The sequence below is a fragment of the Streptomyces sp. NPDC059169 genome (assembly GCF_042755225.1).
Lineage (GTDB): Bacteria > Actinomycetota > Actinomycetes > Streptomycetales > Streptomycetaceae > Streptomyces.
In genome coordinates this window covers 274309-290427 of sequence record NZ_JBHZCF010000007.1, presented here as the reverse complement: position 1 = coordinate 290427, position 16119 = coordinate 274309, and the positions used below count along the sequence as shown (strand labels likewise).

The 16119-nt window shown below is 73.0% G+C and carries 16 protein-coding genes; 10 read left to right on the top strand and 6 right to left on the bottom strand.

All coding sequences use genetic code 11. The features are described 5' to 3' along the window. The first annotated feature begins 159 nt into the window (after positions 1-159). The 4 genes from ACFXOM_RS16055 to ACFXOM_RS16040 all read left to right on the top strand — a co-directional run bounded on the left by ACFXOM_RS16055 (position 160) and on the right by ACFXOM_RS16040 (position 4117). Complete coding sequence (locus tag ACFXOM_RS16055) at positions 160-1623, top strand: polysaccharide biosynthesis tyrosine autokinase (protein ID WP_384929194.1); 1464 nt, start codon at positions 160-162, stop codon at positions 1621-1623. A 280-nt stretch (positions 1624-1903) separates the two neighbouring features. Continuing rightward, entirely contained in the window at positions 1904-2728 is an 825-nt protein-coding gene (locus ACFXOM_RS16050) for a glutaminyl-peptide cyclotransferase (RefSeq protein ID WP_385038204.1), read from the top strand. 116 nt (positions 2729-2844) lie between these two features. Then, positions 2845-3366 carry a SixA phosphatase family protein gene (locus ACFXOM_RS16045; RefSeq protein WP_385038201.1) on the top strand — a complete coding sequence of 174 codons (522 nt, stop codon included), beginning with the start codon at positions 2845-2847 and terminating at the stop codon, positions 3364-3366. A gap of 205 nt (positions 3367-3571) precedes the next feature. Further along, positions 3572-4117, top strand: a complete 546-nt coding sequence (locus ACFXOM_RS16040) for a DoxX family protein (RefSeq protein WP_384929202.1) — start codon at positions 3572-3574, stop codon at positions 4115-4117. Positions 4118-4269: 152 nt separating this feature from the next. Here ACFXOM_RS16040 and ACFXOM_RS16035 read toward each other — a convergent pair whose 3' ends face one another. Next, positions 4270-5535, bottom strand: a complete 1266-nt coding sequence (locus tag ACFXOM_RS16035) for an RICIN domain-containing protein (protein ID WP_384929205.1) — start codon at positions 5533-5535, stop codon at positions 4270-4272. Between the two features lie 551 nt (positions 5536-6086). On the opposite strand from ACFXOM_RS16035, the gene ACFXOM_RS16030 reads away from it, so the two are divergent. The 4 genes from ACFXOM_RS16030 (at position 6087) to ACFXOM_RS16015 (ending at position 10340) form a co-directional block, all read left to right on the top strand. Further along, entirely contained in the window at positions 6087-6827 is a 741-nt protein-coding gene (locus tag ACFXOM_RS16030; RefSeq protein ID WP_385038198.1) for a PP2C family protein-serine/threonine phosphatase, read from the top strand. 217 nt (positions 6828-7044) lie between these two features. After that, the gene (locus tag ACFXOM_RS16025; RefSeq protein WP_384929210.1) at positions 7045-7755 is read left to right on the top strand and encodes a flavodoxin family protein; all 711 of its coding nucleotides are present in this window, start codon (positions 7045-7047) and stop codon (positions 7753-7755) included. 33 nt (positions 7756-7788) lie between these two features. After that, positions 7789-8916 carry a sulfite oxidase gene (locus ACFXOM_RS16020; protein WP_384929213.1) on the top strand — a complete coding sequence of 376 codons (1128 nt, stop codon included), beginning with the start codon at positions 7789-7791 and terminating at the stop codon, positions 8914-8916. Positions 8917-9047: 131 nt separating this feature from the next. Beyond that, positions 9048-10340: a phosphoribosyltransferase family protein gene (locus ACFXOM_RS16015; RefSeq protein ID WP_384929674.1), complete on the top strand. Its 1293-nt coding sequence runs from the start codon at positions 9048-9050 to the stop codon at positions 10338-10340. An 81-nt stretch (positions 10341-10421) separates the two neighbouring features. On the opposite strand, the gene ACFXOM_RS16010 is transcribed toward ACFXOM_RS16015, so the two are convergent. Next, positions 10422-11612, bottom strand: a complete 1191-nt coding sequence (locus ACFXOM_RS16010) for a thiolase family protein (RefSeq protein ID WP_384929216.1) — start codon at positions 11610-11612, stop codon at positions 10422-10424. A 291-nt stretch (positions 11613-11903) separates the two neighbouring features. Between ACFXOM_RS16010 and ACFXOM_RS16005 the strand changes: the two genes are divergently transcribed. Beyond that, positions 11904-13589 carry an IclR family transcriptional regulator C-terminal domain-containing protein gene (locus ACFXOM_RS16005; protein ID WP_385038195.1) on the top strand — a complete coding sequence of 562 codons (1686 nt, stop codon included), beginning with the start codon at positions 11904-11906 and terminating at the stop codon, positions 13587-13589. Between the two features lie 57 nt (positions 13590-13646). Here ACFXOM_RS16005 and ACFXOM_RS16000 read toward each other — a convergent pair whose 3' ends face one another. After that, on the bottom strand, positions 13647-14288 hold the full coding sequence (locus tag ACFXOM_RS16000) for a vitamin K epoxide reductase family protein (RefSeq protein WP_384929221.1): 642 nt from the start codon (positions 14286-14288) through the stop codon (positions 13647-13649). Between the two features lie 169 nt (positions 14289-14457). Here ACFXOM_RS16000 and ACFXOM_RS15995 point away from each other — a divergent pair, with 169 nt between their 5' ends. Next, positions 14458-14592 carry a hypothetical protein gene (locus ACFXOM_RS15995; protein WP_385038192.1) on the top strand — a complete coding sequence of 45 codons (135 nt, stop codon included), beginning with the start codon at positions 14458-14460 and terminating at the stop codon, positions 14590-14592. A gap of 94 nt (positions 14593-14686) precedes the next feature. On the opposite strand, the gene ACFXOM_RS15990 is transcribed toward ACFXOM_RS15995, so the two are convergent. From ACFXOM_RS15990 to ACFXOM_RS15980, 3 genes are all read right to left on the bottom strand, one after another. Further along, positions 14687-15193, bottom strand: coding sequence for a DUF5949 family protein (locus tag ACFXOM_RS15990; RefSeq protein WP_384944079.1), 507 nt, complete (start codon positions 15191-15193; stop codon positions 14687-14689). 163 nt (positions 15194-15356) lie between these two features. Then, positions 15357-15650, bottom strand: a complete 294-nt coding sequence (locus ACFXOM_RS15985; RefSeq protein ID WP_384944077.1) for a hypothetical protein — start codon at positions 15648-15650, stop codon at positions 15357-15359. 288 nt (positions 15651-15938) lie between these two features. Continuing rightward, positions 15939-16119: chaplin (locus ACFXOM_RS15980; protein ID WP_385038189.1), on the bottom strand; the 181-nt coding region annotated here is incomplete at its 5' end.

The window sequence follows — 16119 nt, the reverse complement described above, 5'->3', positions numbered from 1 at the left end:
CTCCTGAAATCCCTGGCGGGAGAAGGTCGCCGCCCTCGTACGGAATGCATGCACTCCGTTGGGGTACGAAAAGGCTGGCGAACATGCCGTGTGACCGAAATTCCGCAGCGCAGTCCTAGGGTGATTGTTCCACCCACTCGCTCCGATCGGGGACGACCCTTGGATTTGCGTGACTACCTACGAGTCCTTTCCCGCCGTTGGCGGGTCATCGCCCTGGTCACTCTCCTGGGAACCGGGGCGGGCATTCTGGCAACCACTCTCGCCACTCCCGAGTACCAGGCGACCACCACGCTGTTCGCGTCGCTCCAGGGCGACACCGACACGTCCCAGTTGAACCAGGGCAACGCGTTCACCCAGGCCAGGGTCCAGTCCTACGCCGAGGTCGTGACCAGCCCCGACGTGACCGGGCCGGTCGTGAGGTCCCTCCGGCTCCGCATGACCCCGTCCACGCTGGCCGAACGGATCAAGGCCGAGGCCCCCCTGAACACGGTGCTCATCAGGATGACGGTCACCGACACGGGGGCCGCACGAGCAGCGCGCATCAGCAACGCGGTGGCCGCCCGCTTCGCCCAGGTGATCAAGGAGCTGGAGCGTCCCGAGGGGAGCGACGACCCGTCCCCGGTGCGACTCACCATCACCCAGCCGGCCGCGGTGCCGACCGCACCGGCGTTCCCGAACGCCCAGCTCAACATCGCCCTGGGTGTTGCGGCAGGGCTGCTGCTCGGGCTCGCGCTCGGGTTCACGCTGGAGAAGGTGGACACGTCGATGCGCAATTCCAAGGACCTGTCCGCGTGCCTGGCCGGCGCGGGCGGGCCGCCGGTCCTCTCCAGCATCGTGCAGGACCCGCGGGCCTCGCGGCAGCCGGTCTCGATGCGCGCCGACATGCACTGCCCGCGGGCGGAAGGATTCCGCAAACTCCGCGTCAATCTGCAGTTCGCCGAGGTCGACAGGCGGCCGAAGGTGATCGCCGTCACCAGCCCCCTGCCGAGGGAGGGCAAGAGCAGCGTGTCGGTCAACCTCGCCGCCAGCCTGGCCGAGGAGGGCGCGCGGGTGTGCCTGGTCGACTGCGACCTGCGGCGGCCCTCGATCGCACCGGCCCTCGGCCTGGTCAGGGATGCGGGGCTGACGACCGTCCTGGTGGGCAAGGCCGAACTGAGCCAGGTCCTGCAATCCGCAGGAAGCTTCTCGGTGCTCAGCAGCGGGATGATCCCGCCGAACCCCACCCAACTCCTCGGGAGCACCCAGTTCGCCGACCTCCTGCGCTCGCTCGCCGAGCAGTTCGACCACGTCGTGGTGGACACGGCCCCGGCCCTCCCGTTCGCCGACACCCCGGCCCTGGCGTCCGCCATCGACGCGTACCTGCTGGTGGCACGGGCGGGCAAGACGAGCAAGAGCCAGGTCGTCGAAACCCTGCGGATCCTCGAACGGGTCAACGTCCCCGTACTGGGAGCCGTACTGAACGCCGCACCGACCCGCGGGGACGGCGAAGTGCACGGCTACGCGCACAAGTACCAGCCGAAGCGGAGCGCGGCCGACCGGCTCGGTGCGCTGTCGGCGCGGCTGGTCCCGAGAGGGCGGTCCGCCCCCAAGGACGCCGGCTCACCGGCCAAGAGCCGGATCTAGCACACCGCACGCACCGGCCGAGCGCGGCGCCCGGGTACGCCGCCACCGGCGGATCGCTACCCGGGCGCCGCCGTGTCACGGGCCACGGCGGCGAGCGCGGGTGCGCTCCGCTCCGGTCCGCACCGGTTCGGTACCTGCGGCTCGGCCGCGGTGCGGCGGTGCCGACCGCACGCCCGGCGCCGTGGCCCCGAGGCTCCGGCCCTACGCCGCGGGAGCGGGCTTTCCGGTCCTGCGGGCGGGGCAGGCGGCGGGCGCCCAGACGCCGTGCCAGGGTGCGGCCATGCGCCCTGCACTGCTGGTCCGCGTGGTGGTCAAGGTCCTCGCCTGCGGGATGCTCCTCGCGTCGTGCGCGCCCGGGGGCGGGAACGGACGTCCCGGAGCCACCCCGCACCGCGGGCGACCATCCGTGGTCGAACGGCTGCAGGTCGATGTCATTCGTGTGCTGCCGCACGACCCGACGTCGTTCACCCAGGGCCTGGAGCTGGTGGACGGGACGCTCTACGAGAGCACCGGAGTGGCGGGGGAGTCCACGGTGCGCGCGGGGCGGCCCGGCGGGTCCCCCAGTGTCCTCACGCGGCTGCCGCCGCCCCTGTTCGGCGAGGGGCTCACCGTGGTGGGCCGGACCCTGTGGCAGCTCACCTGGCAGGACGGCGTCGCGATCGAGCGGGACGCGAGGACGCTCGCCGAAGTGCGCCGGATCGCGTACCCGGAGGAGGGGTGGGGAGTGTGCCACCAACGGCACCGCGCCCGGCTCGTCACCAGCGACGGCTCGTCCCGGCTGACCTTCCGGGACCCCCGGACGCTCGCGAAGACCGGCGGGATCGAGGTCACGGCCCGAGGACGGCCCGTGGGTCGGCTGAACGAGTTGGAGTGCGTCGGCGACCTCGTGTACGCCAATGTCTGGCCGACCGACCGCATCGTGCGCATCGACACCCGCACCGCCACGGTGAGCGGGGAAGTCGACGCCACCGGCTTGCTGGCCCCCGACGAGCGGGGCCGGGCGGACGTCCTGAACGGCATCGCGGCCGTGCCCGGCACCGACCAGTTCCTGATCACCGGCAAGTGGTGGCCGAAGACGTTCCGGGTCAGGTTCGTCCCTCGGTGAGCGGCAGTCACGCCGCCGGCCTTACGGTTGCGGACCGAGCCTGCGGCACGGCGCGGGCCTAGGATCGGGTCGCGGACCCGGTGCCGAGATCGCCGGGCCGATGCGGAGGTGGTCAGGTGGAACGGCTGCGCCGACTGGTCGTCCTGCGGCATGCGAAGTCCGCTTGGCCGCCGGATCTGGACGACCACGACCGCCCGCTGGCGGAACGGGGAGTGCGCGACGCACCGGCGGCAGGCGAGTGGTTGCAAGGCTCCGGGAACGTACCCGACCTCGTGCTCTGCTCCACCGCCGTCAGGGCACGCAGGACCTGGGCACTCGCGGCGGAGCCGCTCGGCGGCCGGCCTACCGTGGTCCACGACGCGGGCCTGTACCACGCCGACGCGCCTCAGCTGCTGGACGCCGTGCGCGGCGTGGCCCCCGACACGGGGTGCGTGCTGCTCGTCGGGCACAACCCCGCCGTCCAGGAGCTGGTGCTGACGCTGGCCGCCGGAACGGGCGGGGACGCCTTGGTCCGCGCCCGGGAGAAGTTCCCCACGTGTGCGATCGCGGTGCTGGAAGTGCGGGGCCCTTGGACCTCGCTCGGCCCGGGCTGCGCCGTGCTGACCGACCTGGTGGTGGCACGCGGCGAACGGCGGTGACGTCCCGCGGCGCAAGTGCGGCACCGGAGCAGCGGGCGGACGGCGCACCGCCGCTACGGGGCCGCGTGGGTCGCCTGGACGCTCCCTCGCTGCGGGGGGAGGATCGGTCACTGGGGGTCGTGAACCCAGCGCCGGTACCCGGAAGGGCCCGCGGTCCGCACCCGGACCTCCGTCGTGCCGGTGTCACCACAGGAGGTGATTCCGCATGAAACTCCCCACCGATCGCCCCGGCCGTTCCACCGGAGTCGGCATGCGACCGGCCGCGTCACGGGTGGGAGCGGCCGACGCCGGTCTACTCCTGCTGCGGGTCGCCTTCGGCGTGATCATGGCGGGTCACGGCGCCCAGAAGCTCTTCGGCTGGTTCGGGGGGCCGGGACTGGACGCGTCGGGGAAGGGCTTCGCCGTCCTGGGCTACGAGCCGGGCACGTTCTTCGCCGGTCTCGCGGGGGCGTCCGAAGTGCTCGGTGGCTTGGGCCTGGCGCTCGGACTCCTCACCCCACTCGCCTCGGCGGCCCTGATCGGCGTCATGGTCAACGCCATGGCCGTGGCCTCCGGCGACGGTCTGCTCAGCGCGGGAGGAGCCTTCGAGTACCCCATGACCATCGCCGTGGTCGCGCTCGCGGTGGCCGCCATCGGGCCAGGGCGGCTGTCCCTGGACACGCGGTTCCCGTGGCGCGACGGGGGCTGGCGTCCGGCGGCGTTCGCCCTGCTCGCGGGGCTGGCAGGTGGCCTCGTCGTCCTGCTGCTGTGACACCCCGCGGCGGAGCCGGTCAGGACTACCGCGCGGCGGGACGGGGCCGGCGACCCACCCCGCACCCAGGGCGGGCACACCCCCGCCGACACGGCACCGCGCGAATTCCCACACGCACCAACGGAATTCCCTCACGTACCGGCGCAATCCCCTTACGCACCGGTGTCCTTCACGAAGACGAAGCTCTCCGAGTTGTAGTAGTTGGGCAGTTGGGCGAGGTGGGAACCCTTCCTGGGCGGATTCTGCTCCCACCAGTCCTCGGGGCCCAACAGGTGGTCGGAGTAGTCGCTCGCCGGGACGCGCGGAACGAGCTTCAGCCGGAAGGCGGCGGTGCCCCTCTCCGGTACGAACGTCCACAGCTGCGTGTCGCGTTCGGGGGAGGCATCGGCGCGACAGTCGTTCTGGACGACCCGGACGACGTTGCCGCCGTTGCCGGTGCCGTCGAGGCACTTGTGCGTGCCCGTGTTGCGCAACCGGTGACTGCCGTAGCCGGCGTCGACGGCTTCCCACCGCTGCCATGCGGAGGCCGAGCAGTCCTCCAGGCGCAGCATGGCCCCGTCGTCCGCGCCCACCGGGCCGATGCACAGCCCGGTGCTCTTGTTGACGAGCCGGAAGCCGGTCGGGGGCCGGCTCGGCGTGCTCACCACGGCCGTGGCCGGCTGCGTCGTGGCGGACGGACGGGCCGTGCGGCGGGGGGCCGTGCTCTCGCGTGGTGGCGCAGAGGTCGTGGCGGGTGCGGACGTCGGTGCCGGGTCGTCGGGAAGCGCGAGGCTCGGGGGCGTGGCGACACTGCGGGGCGGGGGCGTACCGGTGTCCTTCACCGGACCGGTCGCGGAGACGACGAGGACGGTCGCCGCGAGCGCGGTGACCACCACCCCCGTGAGGGCGGCGGCGCCGACCGGTGAGGCCGCCACGAGGCCGCGGAGCCGACGCCGGCCAGCGCCGGAGGACGGCCCGGAGGCCGTCGCGTCGACCGGCGCGGCCGGGAGGTTCGCGCGTCCGTCGCCCGCCTGGGCGGCCGCCTGCTGCAGCAGTGCGGCGACCTCCGCGAGCGTCCCGCCGTGGAGGGTGGTGAGTTCGGCCATCACCCGCGCGCAGCTCGGGCAGCTGCGTACGTGCCGGTCGAGTTCGTCGGAACGCCGGGAGGTCCCGCTCCGCACGGTGTCGTCCATGACGGCGCCGAGGTGGCGGCAGGCGCGGCTGGGGGCCTCGGCGGTGTAGGTGCGCACGTAGGTCTCGCACAGGTGCAGGCGGGCCAGCGCCTCGGAAGACCGGTCCGCGTCGGGTCGCGGTTCGGGGCCGTCCGTCGGGGCGGGCGTTTCGGCGAGCTCAGGGCACAGGGCGGCTCGCCAGGACGGTTGGAGGGTGCGGAAGGCGCGCAGGAGCAGTGGGTCGTCGTCGGAGGCCGTCGGGGTCAACTACTGCTCCTCGTGCACGTGCTCGGCGTTGCTGGTTCGGGAGGGGACACCGGCGGGCGGGCTGCCGACGGCGCCGTCCTGACGAGGAGGTTCCGGGGGACGACGCGGACCGCATTGTCCGGAGCCCTCACGGTGGTCCCTCCGGCCCCGCGGGAGGGAATAGTGCGGGTGCGCGGCATCCGGAGTCAAGTGTTCCCCTGCGTAACACCAGTTGGGACGGAGAGGTGTACACATCCCGCCGAACCTTCCGGAATTGATGATTCCGAATCGAGCAGCCCCGCGCGTCCGCGCCCCACAGCGGGTTCCCGGCCGACCGGCGGCGGCGACCGGCCGACCGACCGACTGGGGGACGGATGACCGGCGGGGGCCGCCGCTACCGCAGCAGGCCACGGGCGACGAGCCGGCCCGGGCAGCGTGTCCCCACCCCCACCCGCCCGGTCCCGGCTCCGGGTCTCCTGGGGCCGCCCCGCCGGGAGACTGGCCCGTACGCCCGGGCGCGCCACAATGGTGCAGGGGGCTGTCTGTCGCCAATGGGTGAGGCGGGACGCTCCATGCGATACGTAGCCGTGACGGCACTGAGCGACATCGGGCTGATCCGTGACCACAACGAGGACAGCCTCGTCATCGGTCCGTGGACGCTGTGCGGAACCGTGACCGAGAACCCCCAGACGCTACTGTTCCCGCTCGGCACTCCGCTCGTCGTCGCCGTCGCGGACGGGCTGGGCGGACAGCCGGCAGGCGAGGTGGCCAGCGCCCTCGTCGTCCGCCGGCTCGCCTCGCTCGGCCCGTCGCTCGACGGTGAGGAGGCCGTCCGCGAGGCGGTGGGCCTGTGCAATCGCACGGTCTACTCGGCGGCCGACGGCGACCCCGCGCTGATCACCATGGGGACCACGGTCGCCGGGGCCGTGGTCCTCCCCGAATCGCTGCTCGCGTTCAACGTCGGGGACAGCAAGGTGTTCGGCTCGGCCGACGATGCCCTCCAGCAGTTGAGCGTGGATGACAGTCCGCCGCCGGCACCCGGACGACGCACGACGTCGGCGGTCACCCAGACGCTCGGCGGCAGCCCCGCCTTCACCGCCGTCACCCCCCACGTGACGACATCCCCGCTGTCCGCAGGGGCCCGCTTCCTGGTGTGCACCGACGGCTTGACCGATCCGGTACCGGACGACGAAGTCGACGGCCTGCTGCGGGTCCACGACGACGGGAGGGCGGCGTTCGAGCTGTGGAAGGCCGCCATCGAGGCCGGCGGCCCGGACAACATCACGCTCGCGCTGATCCGCATCGGCTCGTAGGCCCCACGGCCGACCCGGCCGGCGACATCGCTCCGGCGGCCACACCCACCGGAGCGCGACTCGCAGGGACCTTCCCCGCACCGGCGAGAACGCGACGCCCCCGACCGGCGCCGGGTGCTCCGTAAGGCGGTACCACGGCGGGCCTCCGGAAGCGCCTACACAAACGGAGTTATTTGCTCCGCTAGCGTCGGAGCCCCGAACCCATAATGAGGTGTCCATGACCACGCCTTCCTACGACGGCCTCCGAGCGATGTTCATCAACTGCACGCTCAAACGCTCGCCCGACGTCAGCAACACCGAGGGCCTGATCGACAAGAGCCGCGCGGTGATGGAGTCCAACGGGGTGACCACCGAACTCGTACGGGCCGTCGACCACGACATCGCCACCGGCGTGTGGCCCGACATGACCGAGCACGGCTGGAGCACCGACGCATGGCCCGCCCTGTACGAACGGGTCATCGCCTCCGACATCCTGGTCCTTGCCGGACCCATCTGGCTCGGCGACAACAGCTCCGTGATGAAACAGGTCGTCGAGCGGCTCTACGCCTGCTCCTCGCTGCTCAACGACCGCGGACAGTACGCGTACTACGGGCGCGTCGGCGGCTGCCTGATCACCGGCAACGAGGACGGCGTGAAGCACTGCGCCATGAACGTCCTGTACAGCCTCCAGCACCTCGGCTACACCATCCCGCCGCAGGCCGACGCCGGCTGGATCGGGGAGGCCGGCCCCGGCCCCTCGTACCTGGACCCCGGATCCGGCGGCCCCGAGAACGACTTCACCAACCGCAACACCACCTTCATGACCTGGAACCTCATGCACCTCGCCGCACTGCTCAGGCAGGCGGGCGGCATCCCGGCCCACGGAAACCAGCGCTCGGCGTGGGACGCCGGCTGCCGCTCCGACTTCCCCAACCCCGAACACCGCTGAGCACCCCGGGGCGGACGGGCGCACCATGGAGGCATGGACGCCGCCCGCCTCGGGGAGATCAGTGCTCCCGGGCGCCTCGCCGCACCCGGCGAAGGGATCAGCCCGGAGGAGCTGGCGCTCGCAGCCCGCAACCACGGGCTGCCGTTGGAGGCCCTCGCCTACGACGTCAGCCCGCCCGGACTGCATTACGTCCTCGTCCACTACGACATCCCCACCGTCCGCGACGACGCCGCGTGGCGGCTCACCGTGCGAGGCCGGGTCGGCACCCCGCTGGACCTGGGCGCGGCCGACCTGCGGTCGTACGAGCCGGTGACCCACCGCGTCACGATGGAGTGCGCGGGCAACGGCCGGGCGCGGCTCGACCCGCGCCCGGTGAGCCAGCCGTGGCTTCTCGAAGCAATCGGCACGGCGGACTGGACGGGCGTGCCGCTGCGGCTCCTGCTGGCCGAGGCGGGGGTGTCGGCGGACGCCGTCGAGGTGGTCTTCACCGGCGCCGACCACGGCGTGGAACGCGGCGTCGAACAGGACTACCGGCGCAGTCTCCCGCTGGCGGTGGCCACGGGCGACGACCCCGAAGTGCTCGTCGCGTACGCCATGAACGGCGCTCCCCTGCCGCCCCAGCACGGGTACCCGGTCCGGCTGGTGGTGCCGGGCTGGTACGGCATGGCGCACGTGAAGTGGCTGCGCGACGTCACGGTGACCGACGCCCCGTTCACCGGCTTCCAACAGACGGTCGCGTACCGCTACAAGCAGGCTCCCGACGACCCGGGCGAGCCGGTGGCCCGCATCGCGCCGCGGGCCCTGATGGTCCCGCCCGGCTTCCCCGACTTCATGTCCCGCGCCCGGGCCGTACCCCCCGGCACGGTGGAGCTTCAGGGCCGGGCGTGGTCCGGCCGGGCGCCGGTCGTACGGGTCGAGGTCAGCCCGGACGACGGCCGCACGTGGGTGGACGCCGTCCTCGACCCGCCGGCCGCAGGCCACGCCTGGGCCTGGCGGCGCTGGCGCACGACGTGGGCGGCCACACCCGGCAGCCACGTCCTCAGCGTCCGTGCCACCGACGCCACCGGCGGGACGCAGCCGACGGACCAACCGTGGAACCGCGGCGGCTTCGGCAACAACCTGGTGCAGCGGGTCCGGGTGCTCTGCGTGCCGCCGGGGTGAACCGCGCCCGGACCGCGGTGCCGCGACGGCACGGCCGTCCACGGCGCCCAGCCGGTCCCAGCCGGTCCCGAGTTGCGAGCGGGCCGGCCATGGGGTTGTTTCGAAGGAGATCCCCCTTGGGGGTGAACACCGTGCTGTTCGACGACCGCGTGGACGCGGGCAGACGCCTCGCCGAGGCGTTGCGGCATCTCGGGGAGGCGGACCCGGTCGTGCTCGGGCTGCCGCGGGGCGGGGTCCCGGTGGCCTTCGAAGTGGCGCGGGCACTCCGCGCGCCACTCGACGTGATCGTGGTGCGGAAACTGGGTGTCCCCTACCACCGGGAGCTGGGGTTCGGAGCCATCGGCGAGGGCGGGGTACGGATCATCAACGACGAGATCGTCCGCCGGGGCCGTGTCTCGGACAAGGACGTCGCGGCGGTGGAACGGGCCGAGGCGGCCGAACTCGTGCGCCAGGCAGAACGGTTCCGTGCGAACCGGCCGCGCGTCGACGTCACGGGCCGGACCGTGATCCTCGTGGACGACGGGATCGCAACCGGCTCCACGGCCGCTGCGGCCTGCGAGGTGGTGCGAGAACAGGGCGCGGCCCGGGTGGTGCTCGCCGCGCCGGTGGCGCCACCCGACGCGGTGACCTGGCTGAGCACGGAGGCCGACGAGGTGGTGTGCCTGTCCACACCACGCGCCTTCTCCGCCGTGGGGGAGTGGTACCGGGACTTCTCCCAGACGCCCGACGAGGACGTCGTCGCACTGCTGGCGCAGGCCGCCGCGCCGGTCGCGGAGCCGCCGGACATCGACGCGGTCGAAGAGGTCGAGGTCGAGGCCGGCGGGGTGCGTCTCGCCGGGGAGTTCTCCGTACCCGCAGGGGCCGGGGCAGTCGTCATGTTCGCCCACGGCTCGGGCAGCAGCAGGCACAGCCCGCGCAACCGGTCGGTAGCGGCGGCCCTGAACCGCGCGGGACTCGGCACCCTGCTCTTCGACCTGCTCACCGAGTCCGAGGCCGCGGACCGGGCGAACGTGTTCGACATCGAGGTGCTCGCCGCCCGGCTCGCGGGGGCCACCCACTGGATGCGCACCCGGGTGGCCGTGCCGATCGGCTACTTCGGGGCGTCCACCGGCGCCGCGGCGGCCCTGTGGGCCGCGGCGACGCCTGGTACGGACGTCGGGGCCGTCGTCTCCCGCGGCGGCCGTCCCGATCTGGCCGGACCGCGGCTGCCCGGTGTACGGGCGCCGACCCTGCTGGTCGTCGGCGGCCGCGACACGACGGTGCTGGACCTCAACCGGCAGGCCCTGACCGCGCTGCGCTGCGAGAGCCGTCTGGTGGTCGTCCCGGGCGCGACGCACCTGTTCGAGGAGCCGGGCGCACTCGACGAGGTCGCGGAACTCGCCCGCGACTGGTTCACGGTGCACCTCACCCCGCAGGGGTCCTGAGCCGCGCCCGACGCACGGGGAACAGCCCGGCGCGGCGCGGGGACGTGCTCGCTGCGGGACATCGCCCGACCGGGAACGGCCTCACCTCTCCAGGACGAGCGCCAGCCCCTGCCCCACGCCGATGCACAGCGTCGCCAACCCCGTGCCGGATCCCACGGCAGCGAGCTGGTGCGCGACCGCTCCGGTGAGCCGCGCCCCGGACGCACCGAGCGGATGGCCGATGGCGATGGCCCCGCCGCGCGGGTTGACGACGGCCGGGTCCAGACCGGGCAACTGCTTCACACAAGCCAGGGCCTGGGCCGCGAAGGCCTCGTTGAGTTCCACGGTCGTCAGCTCGCCCAGCTCGCGACCTGCCTTCTTCAGGGCGCGGCGAACGGCCTCGACGGGGCCCGCCCCGAAGTACTGGGGCTCGATGCCGGTCACGGCCGAGGCCCCGATGCGGGCGAGCGGTTCACGGCCGGTCGCCCGCAGCCCGTCCTCGTCCACGAGGAGCAGTGCGGCGGCCCCGTCGTTGAGCGGGGAGGAATTGCCCGCCGTGACACTGCCGTCCGCACGGAACACCGGCTTCAGCTTGGCCAGCGCCTCCGGCGACGTGCTGTCGCGGATGCACTCGTCCCGGACCAGGTCCACGCCCTCGACGGGCACGACCTCGCCCTCATACAGGCCGTCGGACCAGGCGCGAGCCGCGTTGCGGTGGCTGGCGAAGGCGAAGGCGTCCTGCGCCCCGCGGTCGATCCCGTACCGCTCGGCGAGCAGCTCCGCGCCCTCGCCGAGGCCGACCGTCCACTCCTGGGGCATACGTGGGTTGACCATCCGCCAGCCGAGCGTCGTCGAGTACATCTGCTGGTGCCCGGCGGGAAAGCCGCGCTCCGGCTTCTGCAGTACCCAGGGGGAGCGGCTCATCGACTCCACCCCGCCCGCGACGGCGATCGACGCGTCACCCACGGCGATCGCGCGGGCGGCCTGGACCACGGCCTCCATGCCCGATCCACACAGGCGGTTCACCGTGGTGCCGGGCACGGTCACCGGAAGCCCGGCGAGCAGTACGGCCATCCGGGCCACGTCGCGGTTGTCCTCTCCGGCGCCGTTGGCGTTGCCGAAGAAGACGTCGTCGATGCGGGCCGGGTCGAGCGCGGGCGTGCGGGAGACGAGCGCGCCCAGCACCCCCGCGGCCAGGTCGTCGGGGCGTACACCGGCCAGGGCTCCGCCGTACTTGCCGATCGGCGTGCGGACGGCGTCGACGACGTACACCTCGCGCAGACGGTCGCTCATGCCAGCTCCTCCATGGACGCGTCCTCGACGGCCCCGGCCGCCGTCGGCGGAACGCCGACGGCGCGGCACCGGGTGCGTACGGGCCCTGCCGTTCGGCGGACCACCCCGCGGACTGACGGGCAGGAACGGAGGTCCGTCACGCGTCCCATGCCCCGACCGTCCTCCCCGGGCCGGACCGATGACCGGTCGTCCCGCGATTCGATCGCCTGATGAACTATCGTTCATTGACGACTCGAGTCTGTGTGCACCCAGCACGCATGTCAACGCCCCCCGGGAGCGACCGGAGGAACGATGTCCGCCGCCACCCCCGCCGACGACCCGACCGAAGCCGACGTCCCGGTGGCTGCCGGCGCTCCGGCCGAAGTCGTCGGTCCGCTGGCACGCGGGATCGCCGTACTGCACCAGGTCAGTGAGGCGGGCGGACGAACGGGCCTCGCCGACGTCGTCCGCAGCACCGGACTCGCCCGCTCGACCGTCGACCGCGTCACCGCGACCCTCGCCCACATGGGCTACGTACGGCTCGACGGAACCACCGTGCGGCTCGCCCCCCGCGTCATGGAGCTGGGCAACGCCTATCTCGGCGCACTCGGTTTCCCGGAGCGGCTCGGACCGTTCGCCGAGCAGCTGGCCGCGGAACTCGACGCATCGGTGTCCCTCTCCGTACCGGACCTGGACGGCGTCCGCGTCGTCCACCAGACCACCCGCCGCCGGCCCATGCCCCTGGCCTTCCGGATCGGCGACCTGGTGCCGGCCGAGCGCACCGCGCCCGGACCGCTGTTCGCGGCCTCCTGGACCGGAGAGGAGTGGGCACGGTGGCGACAGCGCCGAAAGGCCGATCCCGAGGGCCGGCACTTCCCGCTGGTACCACCGTCCCGGGGAGGCTCCGCCACGGACCTCGGCGAGCGGGCCGCGCGAGCCGGCGAGGACGGCTGGGCGGTCGACGACCAGCTGATCGAACCGGGGCTCATCGGCCTCGCCGCACCCGTACGCGATGCGTGCGGCACGGTGGTGTGTGCCGTCGCCGTCATCAGCCACACCAGCCGGCACAGCGCCGACTCGCTGCGGCGGGCCGCCCTTCCCCGGATGCGGCGCACCGTCGTCGCCATGGAACGCGAACTGCTGCGCCCCGCGCCCGCCGCCGAGGCTCCCGCCGCCGGTCCCGCCGACTGGACCGCCCCCTCCAAGCGGGAGCTGGGCGCCGGTTTCATCGCGTCCCTGGCTCGCGGCCTGACCGTCGTCACCGCCTTCGGCGAGGGCCGGTCGGAGCTCACGGCCACGGCGATCGCGACGGCCACGGGGCTCAGCCGGGCCACGGCCCGCCGCGCCCTCCGCACGCTGGAGCAGCTCGGCTGTGCGACCGCCCGCGGGCCCGTGTTCCGGCTCACCCCCCGCGTGCTGGCGCTCGGCTATCCGCCGCTCTCCGTGACGACCCTGCCGGAGATCGCCGCACCGCACCTCGCCGCACTGGTGCGCCAGGTGCACGACTCCGCGTCCCTGGCGGTCCTGGACGGCGACGACATCCGCTACACGGCCAGGGTCGCCACGGAGCGCATCATGAGCGTCCACATCACGATCGGCACCCGCTTCCCCGCGTACGCCGCCTCCATGGGCCGCGTCCTGCTGGCAGGGCTTCCCGCCGGGGAGCGCGCCGAACGGCTGGCCCGTGTCCGACCCGCTCCCCTCACCCCGCGGACGATCACCCGCGCCGACGCGCTCGCCGCCGTGCTGGACCGGGCCGCCGCGGACGGGTACGCCCTGGTGGACGGGGAGCTGGAGGACGGGCTGCGCTCCCTCGCGGTGCCCGTGCACGACCGGAGCGGGCGTGCGGTCGCCGCCCTCAACGTGGCCATGCACAGCAGTCGCCGCACCACTGCCGACTGCCTGCGCGACGTCCTCCCGCAGCTGCGCGCCACGGCCGCGCGTGTCGAAGCGGACCTGTGCGTGGCGGGACGCTTCACCCACATCCCGGTGGTCTGACGCCGGCGCACACACCGCGCCACGACAGCAGTGCCACGGTACGGAACGGACGGGGCGTCAGGCGGTCCAGAAGTCCCACCACCGGGTCAGGACCAGCATCCCGATGGTCCCGGTCCACAGCACCGGGGGCAGCCAGCCGAACTCCCGCAGCACGTTCCGCAGTGCCGCCGGTGCCGGGAGGAGCCGCTGCACCACGTTGTGCCGCGTCACGGCACAGAACAAGACGATCGTGGCCACCCAGGCGAGCGAGCACCACAGGCACAACGCACCGATGCGGTACAGCGACTGGAACTGCAGCCAGGTGCAGAAGCCGACCCCGAAGAAGGTGCCCCCGTGCATTCCGAGCCAGAACCAGCGCCGGTACCGGGCACCCGCGAGCAGCCCCGCACCGGCGCCGACCACGACTCCGTACGCGACGAGACCCAGCATGGGGTTGGGGAACCCGAACGCGGCAGCCTGCTCGCTCTTCATGATGTTCCCGCAGGACACCACCGGGTTGAGGCTGCAGCCCGGGACGAAGCGCGGGTCCTCCAGCAGCTTGAACTTGTCGAGGGTGATGACCCAGGAGGCGACGAGGCCCGCCAGGCCCGCGACCACCAGCAGCCAGCCGAGGCCGGGACTCCCGGCGGACGCGGTCGGCGGAGCGTCGTCCGGTGGTGTCGCCGGATGCGGAAGCCGCGCCCTGGTCCGTGTATCCATCTCCGTGTACCCCTCTCCCGCCGTCTCCTGACGGATCGTCTTCTGGTGGTCTCCGCCCGACCTGGGCGGATGCGCGCACGCAGTAGCGGAGCCCACTCCCAACGCGACGGATCGTCAGATTCCGGTTAGCGTCACGGATGTCCGTCCATCCTCGAACGAGGAGCTCGCCATGGAACCGACACGTCACCGCGGGGCGGCCGTAGCCGCCCGGGACATGGGGATAAGACCGGGGCTCGCCGAGACCCCACGGACGGCCGCCCACTCGGTGGCCATCTGCTCGGCGAGCCCGCCCCCGCACCCGTGACCCACGAGGTCACGCCCGGCCCGGCCGGCGGCGCACAGCCGCCGGCCGGGCCTTCTCGTCTGAGCCTGCCGGCGCACCGTGCCGCCGGACCCGGCTACTGCCGCACCGTGCGCACCGGGAGCAGACAGTGTGCCGCGGTGGACAACATCGCCTCGTCCCCCACGAAGGCGTGCAGCTCCGACTCGGCGACGGGCTGTCCGGGAACGGCCTGCGGCCACGGCTTGGTCGCGAAGACGAAGTAGACGTGACCCCGCTCCCCCATCGCCGCCAGCCACTCGGGCGGTACGGTGCACCGTGCGGCGAGGTGAGGCGTCGTCAGGACCGCCTGGTCGCCCTCGACGAGGAGCGTCAGGGGGAGCCCGGCCGCCTGGGCTGCGTCCACGAACTCGGCCCCGATCGGCAGCCCCGCTTCTTCGAGCAGTCGCCTGGCGGCCGACTCCACGGACGCGGGGCCGCCCTCGCCGTCCCCGAGGGAGTACGCCAGCAGGAAGGGCATGGCCCGCCGGTCGTCCGGATGCTCTCCGCTCCAGGCCAGGACGACGAGTGTGCCCAACTGGGTCGGATGGTACGCACGTACGGCAATGGGGGTGGTTGAGGTCACCTTCGGACTTTAGCGACTCAAGCGGATCATCCGGACGACCGCATCACGCCCACGGGCGAGCCGCACCGTCGATCACCCCGATGGTGTCGCGCTCGCTCGCCCGTACGTGCCCGGCCCGCGGCCACCCCCGACCCGACCGCCGACCGGGTTCGCCCGGGAGTCGTCAGGAGGCGCCCACGGGCAGCCCGCCGAGGAGCTTCCCGGCGCCGGTGTCCTTGGCCTTGTTCAGGTTGTTGGCCGCACCCTGGGCGGAATTGAGCAGCGCGCCGTCCTGCTCCGTGTCCAACGTACGGTTCGCCAGCGGCTGCGCGGCACCCGTGGTCCGGTCCGCAACGGTCTCCATCGCGCCGGTGACGCTGTGCGGGGTCGGGGAAGGCGCGGCGGCGAAGGCGGGCGCGGCGGCGCCCACGACCGCCAAGGAACCGGCAACGATCGCAGCGGCCTTCATGGGCTTCATCAGTGAATCTCTCCTTAGACGACGCGTGTCGTGCGCGCAAGCAGCCTGCGGATCAGGCATATTGCGGATGCTCGTGGATATCTGTCGTGCGCTTACGCCCTCTGTAACGACCCCCGGGCACACCGGAAACTCCGAACCGCGGGAATTCTCGTATTCCCCACCCGAATGAAGGGGACCGTTCGGATTCTCCTACCAGCTGCCGACGGCGTCCGCGCACAACCCAAAAACCGCTCTCCCCGCCATGGCGGTCCCGTGGCGGGGAGAGCGGCCTGACCGGCCCGAAGGCAATCAGCCGTTGACGCAGGCGTTGCCACCGGTCGGGTTGAGCAGCCCGATGACGCTGACCGTGTTGCCACAGGCACCCACCGGCACGTGGACCGGAACCTGGGCCTCGTTGCCCGAGAGGACGCCCGGCGAACCCGCAGCGGTGCCCGTCGCACCGCTGTCGGCGACGGCGAGGCCGGCCGAG

Coding starts and splice junctions, on each gene's coding strand:
- ACFXOM_RS16050 (WP_385038204.1), top strand. CDS start 1,904: ATGCGCCCTGCACTGCTGGTCCGCGTGGTGGTCAAGGTCCTCGCCTGC.
- ACFXOM_RS16040 (WP_384929202.1), top strand. CDS start 3,572: ATGAAACTCCCCACCGATCGCCCCGGCCGTTCCACCGGAGTCGGCATG.
- ACFXOM_RS16030 (WP_385038198.1), top strand. CDS start 6,087: ATGCGATACGTAGCCGTGACGGCACTGAGCGACATCGGGCTGATCCGT.
- ACFXOM_RS16025 (WP_384929210.1), top strand. CDS start 7,045: ATGACCACGCCTTCCTACGACGGCCTCCGAGCGATGTTCATCAACTGC.
- ACFXOM_RS16020 (WP_384929213.1), top strand. CDS start 7,789: ATGGACGCCGCCCGCCTCGGGGAGATCAGTGCTCCCGGGCGCCTCGCC.
- ACFXOM_RS16010 (WP_384929216.1), bottom strand. CDS start 11,612: ATGAGCGACCGTCTGCGCGAGGTGTACGTCGTCGACGCCGTCCGCACG.
- ACFXOM_RS16005 (WP_385038195.1), top strand. CDS start 11,904: ATGTCCGCCGCCACCCCCGCCGACGACCCGACCGAAGCCGACGTCCCG.
- ACFXOM_RS16000 (WP_384929221.1), bottom strand. CDS start 14,288: ATGGATACACGGACCAGGGCGCGGCTTCCGCATCCGGCGACACCACCG.
- ACFXOM_RS15995 (WP_385038192.1), top strand. CDS start 14,458: ATGGAACCGACACGTCACCGCGGGGCGGCCGTAGCCGCCCGGGACATG.
- ACFXOM_RS15985 (WP_384944077.1), bottom strand. CDS start 15,650: ATGAAGCCCATGAAGGCCGCTGCGATCGTTGCCGGTTCCTTGGCGGTC.